The sequence below is a fragment of the Pseudomonas sp. Pf153 genome (assembly GCF_001269775.1).
GTDB classification, from domain to species: Bacteria; Pseudomonadota; Gammaproteobacteria; order Pseudomonadales; family Pseudomonadaceae; genus Aquipseudomonas; species Aquipseudomonas uvaldensis.
Map to the genome: position 1 here is coordinate 68,691 of NZ_LHVL01000005.1, position 12,509 is coordinate 81,199.

Below are 12,509 nucleotides of genomic sequence, written 5' to 3' on the forward strand. Positions count from 1 at the left end.
CTCTGCTTACTCGCCAATCGCGGCCAGTTGATCGGCCTGGTATTCGGCCAGCAACGGCTCGATCACGGCCTCGACGCCCCCGGCAAGGATCTCGTCGAGGGAATACAGCGTCAGGTTGATTCGATGATCGGTGACCCGACCCTGGGCGAAATTGTAGGTACGGATCCGCTCGGAGCGGTCGCCCGAACCCACCAGCAATTTTCGCTCGCTGGAAATGGCATTGGCCGCGGCGCTGGTCTGCTGGTCGTTGAGCTTGGCCGACAGCCAGGCCATGGCCCGTGCACGGTTCTTGTGCTGGGAACGTTCTTCCTGGCATTCGACCACGATGCCCGAAGGCAAGTGAGTGATACGGATCGCCGAATCGGTCTTGTTGACGTGCTGGCCGCCGGCGCCGGAGGAGCGGTAGGTGTCGATCCGCAGATCCGCCGGGTTGATTTCGATGGCTTCCTGCTCGTCCGGCTCGGGCAATACCGCCACGGTGCAGGCCGAGGTATGGATGCGGCCCTGGGATTCAGTGGCCGGCACTCGCTGCACACGGTGGGCACCGGACTCGAATTTCAGCTTGCCGTAAACGTTCTCGCCTTCGACCCGGGCAATGACTTCCTTGAAGCCGCCGTGTTCGCCTTCGTTCTCGGACAGAATTTCCACGCGCCAGCCGCGACGCTCGGCGTAACGCGAATACATGCGGAACAGGTCGCCGGAGAAAATCGCCGCCTCGTCGCCCCCCGTACCGGCACGTATCTCGAGGAAAACGTTGCGCCCGTCGTTCGGGTCCTTGGGCAACAGCATGCGCTGCAGGTTGCTCTCCAGCTCAACCAGCTGTTCCTTGGCTTCGCGGACTTCCTCGACGGCCATTTCACGCAGGTCCGGGTCGCTGTCCTTGAGCAGCGCCTGGGCACCGGCAAGGTCTTCCTGCACTTTGAGCAGCTGTTTATATGTCGCGACAATCGGCTCGACTTCCGCGTATTCCTTGGAGTAGGTGCGGAACTTGTTCTGGTCGGAAATGACTTCGCCATCGCCCAGCAAGGCGGTCAGTTCCTCGAAACGGTCCTGGAGAACGTCCAGTTTATTGAGCAGTGACGCTTTCATTACGATTTCTTATCCGAAAAGCTATCCGGTGAACCCTCACCGAGGGCAAAGAGTTCCTGGGCCATGGCCAGCGCATCGAGGCGGCCTTCGGCGGTCAGCTTCTTGAGCTGGACACTGGGGGCGTGGAGCAGTTTGTTGGTCAGGCCGCGAGCCAGTTGCGTCAGCACATCTTCAGCGTTGCCACCGTTGGCCAGCAGACGCTGGGCCTTTTGCAGCTCTTCGTCGCGCAGGCGCTCGCTCTGCTGACGATACGCCTTGAGTACATCCACAGCTGCCAGCTCGCGCAGGCGCACCATGAAGTCCTCGGCGCCGACGCTGATCATCTCTTCCGCCGCCTGGGCCGCGCCCTGCCGGCTCTTGAGGTTCTCGGCGACCACTTCGTGCAGGTCGTCGACGCTGTAGAGATAAACGTCATCCAGCTCGCCGACTTCCGGCTCGATGTCCCGGGGAACGGCGATGTCCACCATGAAGATCGGCTTGTGCTTGCGCAGCTTCAGGGCGCTTTCCACCGCGCCCTTGCCCAGAATCGGCAATTGGCTGGCGGTGGAACTGATGACGATGTCGCTATGCACCAGCTCCGCCGGAATGTCCGACAGCAACACTGCATGGGCTCCGAACTGTTCGGCCAGGGTGCTGGCGCGCTCCAGGGTCCGGTTGGCGACCACGATGCGCTTCACACCCAGGTCATGAAGGTGACGAGCGACCAGGGTGATGGTCTCGCCGGCACCGATCAACAGGGCCTGGCTGCGTTGCAAGTCACTGAAAATCTGCTTCGCCAGGCTGACAGCGGCAAACGCCACGGACACCGGGTTTTCACCGATAGCCGTGTCGGTGCGCACCTGTTTGGCGGCGTTGAACGTGGCCTGGAACAGCCGCCCCAGCAGCGGCCCGACGGTGCCGGCTTCGCGGGCCACGGCGTAGGCCGATTTCATCTGGCCGAGAATCTGCGGTTCGCCCAGTACCAGGGAATCGAGCCCGGACGCGACGCGCATCATGTGACGAACGGCCGCATCGTCTTCGTGCACATAGGCGCTGGCGCGCAGCTCTTCGAGGCTCAGATCATGGTATTCGGCCAGCCAGCGCAGCACCGCATCGGCCGAAACGTGATCCTGTTCTATATAAAGCTCGCTGCGATTGCAGGTGGAGAGGATCGCAGCCTCGCGGCTCTCGGTGAGCCGGCAGAGCTGCTGCAGGGCCTCAACCAGCTGCTCAGGCGTAAAGGCCACGCGCTCGCGGACGTCTACTGAAGCAGTCTTGTGGTTAATACCAAGTGCAAGGAAGGCCATTCAAGGTCGCTGATGGTGACGTGAAGCCGGCAATTGTCCTACTTCGCCAGATTCAGGACAACCACTCGATCTCTATCGCCTCGCCTGACAGCGTAAATCGACGGGGCGGTTATGTTTGGTCGAAGGCTTGTGTCATGATGATCCGACCGCAGGTTAGTCGTCCTCTTCCTATATGAATAGATCTTCCGCGTTGCTCCTCGCTCTTGCCCTGCTCAGCGGCTGCCAGTCCATGGCCCCCGTATCGACGGACGGTTCGCCGCCGGTCGAAGACAGCACGCAGGCCCCTGAAAAGCCCAAGGTCTACGGCTCGTTCAGCGAAGAAACCATCTTCAGCCTGTTGAGCGCCGAACTGGCAGGCCAGCGCAACCGCTTCGACATTGCGCTGGATAACTACGTGACCCAGGCCATCAATACCCAGGACCCTGGCATCTCCGAGCGGGCGTTTCGCATTGCCGAATACCTGGGGGCCGACCAGGCGGCGCTGGATACCGCCATGATCTGGGCGAAGAATGCGCCGGATGACCTTGAAGCGCAGCGCGCCGCCGCCGTACAGCTGGCACGGGCCGGCCGTTATGACGACTCCATGATGTATATGGAGAAAGTGCTGCTGGGCAAGGGTGACACCCACTTCGATTTCCTTGCATTGTCTGCTGCCGATACCGACCAGGAAACCCGCAGCGGCCTGATGAAAAGCTTCGACCGCCTGCTGCAACGCCATCCGAACAACGGCCAGCTGATTTTCGGCAAGGCGCTGTTGCTGCAGCAGGACGGCGATTCCAAGGGTGCCCTCACGTTGCTCGAGGACAACCCGCCGGAAGCCGGCGAAGTAGCGCCGATCCTGCTGCGGGCGCGCCTGCTGCAAGGCATGAACCGGGGTGACGAAGCCCTGCCGCTGCTGGAAAAAAGTATCAAGAAATATCCGGACGACAAGCGCCTGCGCCTCACCTACGCCCGCATGCTGGTGGAAAACAACCGCATGGACGACGCCAAGGTGGAGTTTTCCAGCCTGGTCCAGCAATACCCCGAAGACGACGAACTGCGTTACTCCCTGGCCTTGGTTTGCCTGGAAGCCAAGGCCTGGGAAGAAGCCAAGGGTTATCTGGAAGACCTGATCGCCCGGGAGAGCCACGTCGATTCGGCCCACCTGAACCTGGGGCGCATCGCCGAGGAACGCGACGACCCGGAGACCGCGCTGATCGAGTACGCCCAGGTCGGTCCGGGGAATGACTACCTGCCGGCGCAGCTGCGCCAGGCCGATATCCTGATGAGTAATGGCAAGACAGCCGAGGCCCAGAGCCGCCTGTCCGTTCAGCGCGACGCCCAACCCGACTACGGAATCCAGTTATACCTCATCGAAGCGGAGACCCTGTCGAGCAACAATCAGGGCGACAAGGCCTGGGGTGTGCTGCAGCAAGCCCTGAAACAATACCCGGACGACCTGAACCTGCTCTACACCCGGGCCATGCAGGCGGAAAAACGCAATGACCTGGCGCAGATGGAAAAAGACCTGCGCCTGATCATCCAGCGCGATCCCGACAACGCCATGGCCCTCAATGCCCTCGGCTACACCCTGTCGGACCGTACCACGCGCTATGACGAGGCCAAGGTACTGATCGAGAAGGCCCACCAGATCAACCCGGAAGACCCGGCGGTGCTCGACAGCCTGGGCTGGGTGAATTATCGCCTGGGCAACCTCGACGAAGCCGAACGCCTGCTGCGCCAGGCCCTGGAGCGCTTTCCCGACCAGGAAGTCGCTGCTCACCTGGGCGAAGTCCTGTGGGCCAAGGGCAAGCAACGCGAAGCCCGGCAGATCTGGAACAAATTCCTCAAGGAACAGCCTGACAGCCCCATCCTGCGCGGCACCATCAAACGCCTGACCGGATCAGAGACCCTTTAAGACCATGTTTTTGCGCCACTTCATCGTTTTCAGCTTCATTGCCCTGCTCGCCGGTTGCGCGGGCTTCGGCGCCCGTGAATCCGTCCAGGGCCACGGCAACCCGACCCAATGGCGTGAGCACAAGGCACAACTGAGCGGCCTCGACGGCTGGCAGATCGACGGCAAGATCGGCATTCGCGCCCCAAAAGACTCCGGCAGCGGCACGCTGTTCTGGCTGCAACGCCAGGACTATTACGACATTCGCCTCTCCGGCCCGCTGGGTCGCGGCGCGGCGCGACTGACCGGACGCCCCGGCCAGGTCTCGCTGGAAGTCGCCAACCAGGGGCGCTACGACGCGCCCTCGCCCGAAGCCCTGCTGGAAGAACAATTGGGTTGGAAACTGCCGGTCTCGCATCTGACCTGGTGGGTTCGTGGGCTGCCGGCACCGGACAGCAAGAGCCGCCTGACCCTCGACGCCGACAGTCGTCTGTCCAACCTGGAGCAGGACGACTGGCAGATCGAATACCTCAGTTATGCCCAGCAAAACGGCTACTGGCTGCCCGAACGCATCAAACTGCACGGCAGCGATCTCGACGTCACGCTGGTGATCAAGCAATGGCAGCCGCGCAAGCTGGGGCAATGACATGACTACCCCGCGCCTGACCCTGCCCTCCCCGGCCAAGCTCAACTTGATGCTGCATATTCTCGGTCGTCGCCCGGACGGCTATCACGAGCTGCAGACGATCTTTCAGTTCCTGGACTACGGCGATGAAATCACCTTTGCCGTGCGCGACGACGGCGTGATTCAGTTGCACACCGAATTCGAAGGCGTCCCCCACGACAGCAACCTGATCGTCAGAGCCGCGAAAAAACTCCAGGAGCAATCCGGTTGTTCGCTGGGCGTCGACATCTGGATCGAAAAAATCCTGCCCATGGGCGGCGGTATCGGTGGCGGCAGTTCGAATGCGGCGACCACGCTGCTCGGGCTCAACCATTTGTGGCAGCTAGATTGGGACGCGGATCGCCTCGCCGCCCTGGGCCTGACGCTGGGGGCCGATGTACCGGTTTTCGTACGTGGCCACGCGGCTTTTGCCGAAGGCGTAGGGGAAAAACTCACACCGGTAGAACCCGAGGAACCCTGGTACCTCGTGCTGGTGCCGCAAGTATCTGTAAGTACAGCAGAAATTTTTTCAGATCCGCTGTTGACACGTAACTCTCCTCCCATTAAAGTGCGCCCCGTTCCCAAGGGAAACAGTCGAAATGACTGCTTACCGGTGGTAGCGAGGCGTTATCCAGATGTTCGTAACGCTTTGAATTTGCTAGGTAAATTTACCGAAGCAAAACTCACCGGAACTGGAAGTTGTGTGTTTGGGGGCTTCCCAAGCAAAGCTGAAGCTGATAAAGTCTCGGCCCTTCTTACAGAGACCCTTACAGGGTTTGTGGCAAAAGGAAGCAACGTTTCTATGTTGCATCGCAAGCTACAAAGCCTGCTCTAAAAGGAATCGAGTGTTAGGCACTCGCAGCAACAGATACAGGGGCGTCGCCAAGCGGTAAGGCAGCAGGTTTTGATCCTGCCATGCGTTGGTTCGAATCCAGCCGCCCCTGCCATTTTCCTATACTCATCCAGGCATACCCTCAGCCTCCAGGTACTGCGCGTGTCCAAGATGATGGTCTTTACGGGGAACGCCAACCCCGATCTGGCTCGGCGTGTCGTACGTCAGCTGCATATCCCTCTCGGTGACATTTCTGTCGGTAAGTTTTCCGACGGCGAGATCACTGCCGAGATCAATGAAAACGTTCGCGGTAAAGACGTCTTCATTATTCAGCCGACCTGCGCTCCGACCAACGATAACCTGATGGAACTCGTCGTGATGGCTGATGCCTTCCGCCGTTCCTCGGCTACTCGTATCACTGCTGTTATTCCTTACTTTGGTTATGCCCGCCAGGATCGCCGCCCGCGTTCCGCGCGCGTGGCGATCAGCGCAAAAGTCGTCGCCGACATGCTGACCGTCGTCGGCATCGACCGTGTCCTCACGGTTGACCTGCACGCTGACCAGATTCAGGGCTTCTTCGATATTCCCGTGGATAACATCTACGGCTCCCCGGTCCTGGTGGATGACATCGAAGATCAGCGCTTCGAGAACCTGATGATCGTGTCCCCGGACATTGGTGGCGTCGTGCGTGCACGGGCCGTTGCCAAATCCCTGGGCGTGGATCTGGGTATCATCGACAAACGCCGCGAGAAAGCCAATCACTCCGAAGTGATGCATATCATCGGCGACGTCGAAGGCCGTACCTGTATCCTTGTCGATGATATGGTCGATACCGCCGGCACCCTGTGCCATGCGGCCAAGGCTCTGAAAGAGCACGGCGCGGCCAAGGTCTTTGCCTACTGCACACACCCTGTGCTGTCGGGTCGGGCGATCGAGAACATTGAAAATTCCGTGCTGGACGAGCTGGTGGTCACTAACACCATCCCGCTGTCCGCAGCAGCACAAGCCTGTGCACGTATCCGCCAACTGGATATCGCACCGGTTGTTGCCGAAGCGGTTCGCCGCATCAGCAATGAAGAATCGATCAGCGCGATGTTCCGTTAAGGGCCCTGCCCTTGCCATGACATCCCGTTGACGAAAAGCGCCCCGCCCCAACACTCATGTTGGGGCGGGGCTTTTTTGCCCATCCGCTTTGACGTCGGTCGCAGACGTCACCCGGAATGGCTATTTTGGAGATACAAAATGACTGATTTCATCCTGAACGCCCAAGCGCGTACCGACCTGGGGAAAGGTGCGAGCCGCCGCCTGCGTCGTCTCGCCAACCAGGTTCCTGCCGTTGTCTACGGTGGTGACAAGGCCCCTGAGTCCATCACCATGCTGGCCAAAGAAGTGGCCAAGCTGTTCGAAGACGAGGCTGCCTTCAGCCACGTGATCGAGCTGAACGTCGATGGCAAGAAGCAAAACGTCATCGTTAAAGCGATGCAGCGTCACCCGGCCAAGCAATTCATCATGCACGCTGACTTCATTCGCGTCGTGGCTGGCCAGAAACTGACCGCAACCGTTCCAGTGCACTTCATCAACGAAGCTGCTCCGATCAAGAAAGGCGGCGAGATCTCGCACGTCACTTCCGAGCTGGAAGTTTCCTGCCTGCCGAAAGACCTGCCTGAATTCATCGAAGTCGACCTGGCTAACGCCGAAATCGGCACGATCATTCACCTGTCCGACCTGAAAGCGCCTAAAGGCGTTGAGTTCGTGGCCCTGGCACACGGCGACGACAAGGCTGTTGCCAACGTCCACGCTCCACGTGTTGCTCCAGAAGCTACCGAAGAAGGCGCAGCAGAGTAATTTCACTCTGTCGCCGGAGTGACCGGTAACATCGCGGACTGGAACGTAGCGAGGCAGCGGGCGGGAACGCGAAGTTTACTCAAGGGTAGATCCGCAATTTTCGTCCACTGTCGCCAAAGTACCTGACCGCGACTTGTTATCCACACTCCAGGAAGGGCCCCTATCGTGACTGCCATCAAACTGATCGTTGGCCTGGGAAATCCAGGCACCGAATACGAACAGACCCGGCATAACGCAGGGGCCCTTTTTGTTGAGCGCATCGCGCACGCACAAGGCGTCAGCCTGGCGGCCGATCGCAAGTATTTCGGCCTGACCGGGCGCTTTTCGCATCAGGGTCAGGATGTTCGTCTGCTGATCCCCACCACCTACATGAACCGCAGCGGCCAGGCCGTGGCGGCATTGGCCGGTTTCTTCCGTATCAAGCCCGAAGAAATCCTGGTGGCCCACGACGAACTCGACCTGCCTCCGGGCGTTGCCAAGCTCAAGCAGGGCGGCGGCCATGGCGGTCACAACGGGTTGCGCGACATCATTGCGCAGCTGGGTAACCAGAATACCTTTCACCGCCTGCGGCTCGGCATCGGCCACCCGGGCGTTGCCAGTATGGTGTCGAATTTCGTCCTGGGTCGTGCGCCTCGCGCCGAACAGGAAAAACTCGATGCCAGCATCGACTTTGCCCTCGGCGTGCTGCCGGATATTCTCGCCGGTGAATGGAACCGCGCGATGAAGAACCTGCACAGCCAGAAGGCCTGACTCTTACCGAGGGGAAACACCATGGGATTCAATTGCGGCATCGTCGGCCTGCCTAACGTCGGCAAGTCCACCCTGTTCAACGCCCTGACCAAATCCGGCATCGCGGCCGAGAACTTCCCCTTCTGCACCATCGAGCCGAACAGCGGCATCGTGCCGATGCCGGATGCGCGCCTGGATGCCCTGGCGGCCATCGTCAATCCCAAGCGTATCCTGCCGACCACCATGGAATTCGTCGACATCGCGGGCCTCGTGGCTGGCGCGTCGAAGGGCGAGGGTCTGGGCAACAAATTCCTCGCCAACATCCGCGAGACCGATGCCATCGCCCACGTGGTCCGCTGCTTTGAAGACGAGAACGTGATTCACGTCTCCAACAGCGTCGACCCGAAACGCGACATCGAGATCATCGACCTGGAACTGATTTTCGCCGACCTCGACAGCTGCGAGAAACAACTGCAGAAAGTCGCCCGCAACGCCAAGGGTGGCGACAAGGACGCCGTCGTCCAGAAAGGCCTGCTGGAGCAGCTGATCGCCCACTTCACCGAAGGCAAGCCGGCGCGCAGCCTGATGAAAAACATGAGCACCGAAGAGAAGCTGGTGATCAAGGGCTTCCACCTGCTGACCACCAAGCCGGTCATGTACATCGCCAACGTCGCTGAAGACGGTTTCGAGAACAACCCGCACCTGGACGTGGTCAAGGCCATCGCCGAAGAAGAAGGCGCCATGGTGGTTCCGGTCTGCAACAAGATCGAAGCGGAAATCGCCGAACTGGACGACGGCGAAGAAAAGGACATGTTCCTGGAGGCCCTGGGCCTGGAAGAGCCTGGCCTGAACCGCGTGATCCGCGCCGGTTACGAAATGCTCAACCTGCAGACTTACTTCACCGCCGGTGTCGAAGAAGTCCGCGCCTGGACCGTCCGCGTCGGCGCCACCGCCCCGCAAGCCGCCGGCGTGATCCACACCGACTTCGAAAAAGGCTTTATCCGTGCCGAAGTCATCGCCTACAACGACTTCATCCAGTACAAAGGTGAAGCCGGTGCCAAGGAAGCCGGTAAATGGCGCCTGGAAGGCAAGGACTACATCGTCAAGGATGGCGATGTGATGCACTTCCGCTTTAACGTCTGACTCTGCTGAAAACGAAAAAGCCGCGATGATTCGCGGCTTTTTTGTGGGCGACGATCAGCCCAACAGATGCCCTGGATCGACCTCGGGCGCGACCCCGATCAGCCCTACCCCAGCGTCGGGCGCCACGATCAAGTTGTCGTCATCCAGGTTTTCCCGCCAGTCCCCCGCCAGCGCAATCTGGAACCTGTGGCCTTGTGTGTCTGCTTCCACATTCGTCACATAGGTGCGATCCAGCGCCTGGTTGTAAATCATCTTCAGCGTAGTGTCCGTGCCGTCTCCGAAGCCGGTATACCCCAAGGCCGATACATCGATCTTGTCATCGACCGTAAAACCTTCGATAAGGTCGACCGCGCCATGGCTGTCCGTCCGGTAGCTGTCCTCTACTGAGGTGTAGCGGAACACATCGGCGTTCTGCCGATTATCTGTCCACAACGAAATGTCGGCTCTGTCTCCACCATTCAGGCGATCAGCGCCACCACCACCAACGATGACATCAGCTCCGGCGCCACCGTTGATACGGTCATTGCCGTCCAGCCCATAAATGATTTCCGACAACGCAGAACCGGTAATCGTATCGTTGGCAGACGTACCCTCAACGGTAGGCGCGGCGAGCACCAGGTTGGTGTTGTTCAACAGCCCCACCAGATTGCCGTCCAAAGCCAGTTCAAACCGATGCCCGGAAGCATCGACGTCGTAACTCTTGAGATAAGTATGGGAACCATCGGCACTGGCCTGGATAGCCAAGGTGCCGTCATGGCCGTTGCCAATCCCGGCGAAGCCCAAGGCAGTCAGGTCGATACGGTCCTGGGAGACGTCGAAGTCCAGGATCCGGTCGCTGCTGCTGTGTGTCGCCGTGCGGAAACTGTCGCCGAGTTCGGTGAAGCGAAAGATGTCAGCGCCCGTGCCACCTTGCAGGACGTCACGCCCGCCATTGCCTTGCAGCACATCATCTCCCCCCAGGCCGTGGATGATTTCGCTGGCGTCAGTACCTTGCAAGATCTCATTGCCGGCGTATCCGTCCACGTGTAGCTTGCCGTCCTGGCTGCCGAAGCCGGTATCGATACTGCCATCGGCGTTCAGGCGGATGATGCTGAAATCGCCGTTGTTCGTGCCGGCCGCCAGGATCTTGCCATCGGCTTGCACCGTCAAAGCCACAGGTGTGCCGGTCTCGAAAGTCACCGTACCATTGGCGCCAAAAGTGGTATCGAAGGAGCCGTCGGCATTAAAGCGCGCTACGGTAGTGTGGGTGTCGCCGTCACCATGGCCCATGACGATGATCTTGCCGTCAGCTTGCAGGGTAACCACCGAATCTTCGCCAAAGCCCATGGCGGGGTTCAAGTAAAGGGCACCGTCGTCACCAAAGCGGGTATCGGGTTGACCATCGGGGGTGAAGCGCTGCAGGACGTATGTCGGATCGCCCATGCCGGCGGCATTGTATGCAGCCCCGACGACCACGCTTCCATCTGCATGCACCGCAGTCGAAATTGCGCCGTTGTAGTGTTCGTCGGCGGGAATGCTGACCGTCAGCACGCCACCGTCGCCGAAGCCTTCGACCAAAGAGCCGTTATTGCCGAGCCTGGTCACTGTTGCCTGGTCAAACCCTCGGGCGCTGACCTGGAAGGTGCCATCGGTATTGGCCGTCAGGTCAATGTCCTTGAAGCTGTGGTTGATGTCGACCGTAACGACACCATTCTGACCGAAGGCGGCATCGCGAGTCCCATCGCTGTTGTAGCGCTCCACCTGTACGCCCGTATCCAGGGCGACGGCAACAAGCACCTTGCCATCGGACTGCACTGCCGTCAGCTCGTAGCGAGACGCCGGGGCTATCGCGGCAGGAACCATGTCGACACCACCTTCATGGAAGGTGGTGTCCAGACTGCCATCGGCGTTCAAGCGGATAATTGAATGGTTTTGTTCGTAGCCGTAGCTTTCCTCGCCCGGCGCCCCGGGGTACCCCCATGCAAGGTACTCGGTATAGCCGCCAACCAGTATCTTGCCGTCCGGCTGGATAATGATGCTCTGGTTCTCGTCGAATTGACCGGTGAGGTCGACCTGGACAGTGCCAGGGCCGGTTCTTACGGTATGGGTACTTGCCGTCGTGCTGTCGGTGTTTGCCATGGGATAGTCCTTTAAGAAGTCCTGGATCCATCGCTCCAGTAGAGCAATTGGGACTTGCTCGCTTTCCCATCGTTCCCACCAATTGCGACCTGCGGGCTTGCTCAATCCTGAGAGATGCCCCTTGTGGTACGTCGCTAGAACAGATACTCCATGTAGATCGCCGCACCACCACCGGCCTGCGCGTCAGCATTCATACCCGCCATCACTACCGCTCCTTTGGCCGACTGCAGGAGTTGCCGGTTGACTGTGCCGGCAGCAATGAGAAGCCGCCGGGCTGGCATTCAAGGCCGCCGACAATGCCAGCAGCTTGGGATCGAGCCCGAACAACAGGGCCGTGGCCGAACCGCCCACCACCAGGCCACCGCCCACTTCGGTGTACATGCAAGGGCCGGTGATGTCGTCTTCGGTCAGGTCACGGCTGACCAGCGCGTCGCTGACAAACACCTTGCCGAAGCTGGGGAAAGCCTCTGCCGCGCCGGCCGCTCCCACGCTCTTGCCCTTGATCTGGATATTGACCTTGCCGAAACGCGGCAGTCGCGCGCCGAATCCAGCCCCGACGCCGACGCCGCCTTAGCGATAGCTGACGCCCTTGCCTTCGGGTGAACGCAGGATGATCGAACCGCCCCTGGGGATAAGATATTTTTTCGCCAGTAGCCGTGGTAAAGGCGATTTCAGGATGCGATCCACCGGCATTCAAGTGACTGACGATGCCATCGGCGACCTCTGCGTGAGTCAGGAACTCGCGGCGATCCAGGGTGAGATTGAGGGCAATGCCCAACAAGCCAATACCGATCAGGGCGAAAAGCAGGCCCAGCAGTATCTTCCCGATGGGTGACGGGTGTCGTTAACCATGGCAGGTCTCGATATTCGTCCATGGAAAAAGGGGGCTCAGGATAACTAGATGTTTCGCCGTCTCCCACCTGCGATACA

General features: G+C 60.0%; 11 protein-coding genes, 1 tRNA gene and 1 pseudogene. 9 read left to right on the plus strand and 4 right to left on the minus strand.

Annotated features, from left to right (window positions below):
• Window positions 1-6: 6 nt before the first annotated feature.
• Both prfA and hemA read right to left on the minus strand, forming a co-directional pair.
• A complete protein-coding gene (prfA, locus tag AD666_RS00760; RefSeq protein ID WP_053146574.1) occupies window positions 7-1,089 on the minus strand; it encodes a peptide chain release factor 1 in 1,083 nt (360 codons plus the stop codon).
• Window positions 1,089-2,375, minus strand: coding sequence for a glutamyl-tRNA reductase (gene hemA / locus AD666_RS00765; RefSeq protein ID WP_053146576.1), 1,287 nt, complete (start codon window positions 2,373-2,375; stop codon window positions 1,089-1,091). The genes prfA and hemA overlap by 1 nt, the downstream gene beginning before the upstream one ends.
• 172 nt (window positions 2,376-2,547) lie before the next feature.
• Between hemA and AD666_RS00770 the strand changes: the two genes are divergently transcribed.
• The 8 genes from AD666_RS00770 to ychF all read left to right on the plus strand — a co-directional run bounded on the left by AD666_RS00770 (window position 2,548) and on the right by ychF (window position 9,461).
• Window positions 2,548-4,272, plus strand: a complete 1,725-nt coding sequence (locus AD666_RS00770; protein ID WP_053146579.1) for a tetratricopeptide repeat protein — start codon at window positions 2,548-2,550, stop codon at window positions 4,270-4,272.
• 4 nt (window positions 4,273-4,276) lie between these two features.
• On the plus strand, window positions 4,277-4,894 hold the full coding sequence (gene lolB, locus AD666_RS00775; RefSeq protein WP_053146583.1) for a lipoprotein insertase outer membrane protein LolB: 618 nt from the start codon (window positions 4,277-4,279) through the stop codon (window positions 4,892-4,894).
• 1 nt (window position 4,895) lies between these two features.
• Complete coding sequence (gene ispE, locus AD666_RS00780) at window positions 4,896-5,747, plus strand: 4-(cytidine 5'-diphospho)-2-C-methyl-D-erythritol kinase (protein WP_053146585.1); 852 nt, start codon at window positions 4,896-4,898, stop codon at window positions 5,745-5,747.
• Between the two features lie 37 nt (window positions 5,748-5,784).
• Window positions 5,785-5,859: transfer RNA gene (locus AD666_RS00785), tRNA-Gln, on the plus strand.
• A 47-nt stretch (window positions 5,860-5,906) separates the two neighbouring features.
• A complete protein-coding gene (locus tag AD666_RS00790; protein ID WP_003171603.1) occupies window positions 5,907-6,848 on the plus strand; it encodes a ribose-phosphate pyrophosphokinase in 942 nt (313 codons plus the stop codon).
• Between the two features lie 138 nt (window positions 6,849-6,986).
• Window positions 6,987-7,589, plus strand: coding sequence for a 50S ribosomal protein L25/general stress protein Ctc (locus AD666_RS00795; RefSeq protein WP_053146587.1), 603 nt, complete (start codon window positions 6,987-6,989; stop codon window positions 7,587-7,589).
• A 165-nt stretch (window positions 7,590-7,754) separates the two neighbouring features.
• Complete coding sequence (gene pth / locus AD666_RS00800; RefSeq protein ID WP_030138575.1) at window positions 7,755-8,339, plus strand: aminoacyl-tRNA hydrolase; 585 nt, start codon at window positions 7,755-7,757, stop codon at window positions 8,337-8,339.
• Window positions 8,340-8,360: 21 nt separating this feature from the next.
• Window positions 8,361-9,461 carry a redox-regulated ATPase YchF gene (gene ychF, locus AD666_RS00805; RefSeq protein WP_053146589.1) on the plus strand — a complete coding sequence of 367 codons (1,101 nt, stop codon included), beginning with the start codon at window positions 8,361-8,363 and terminating at the stop codon, window positions 9,459-9,461.
• Between the two features lie 54 nt (window positions 9,462-9,515).
• On the opposite strand, the gene AD666_RS00810 is transcribed toward ychF, so the two are convergent.
• Together AD666_RS00810 and AD666_RS00815 are read right to left on the minus strand one after the other, a co-directional pair.
• The gene (locus AD666_RS00810) at window positions 9,516-11,579 is read right to left on the minus strand and encodes a calcium-binding protein (RefSeq protein ID WP_053146591.1); all 2,064 of its coding nucleotides are present in this window, start codon (window positions 11,577-11,579) and stop codon (window positions 9,516-9,518) included.
• 134 nt (window positions 11,580-11,713) lie between these two features.
• A pseudogene (locus AD666_RS00815) lies at window positions 11,714-12,272 on the minus strand (hypothetical protein).
• Here AD666_RS00815 and AD666_RS26390 point away from each other — a divergent pair.
• Complete coding sequence (locus AD666_RS26390; RefSeq protein WP_172679570.1) at window positions 12,190-12,414, plus strand: hypothetical protein; 225 nt, start codon at window positions 12,190-12,192, stop codon at window positions 12,412-12,414. The pseudogene AD666_RS00815 and the gene AD666_RS26390 sit on opposite strands and share 83 nt — an antisense overlap.
• Window positions 12,415-12,509 lie beyond the last annotated feature (95 nt).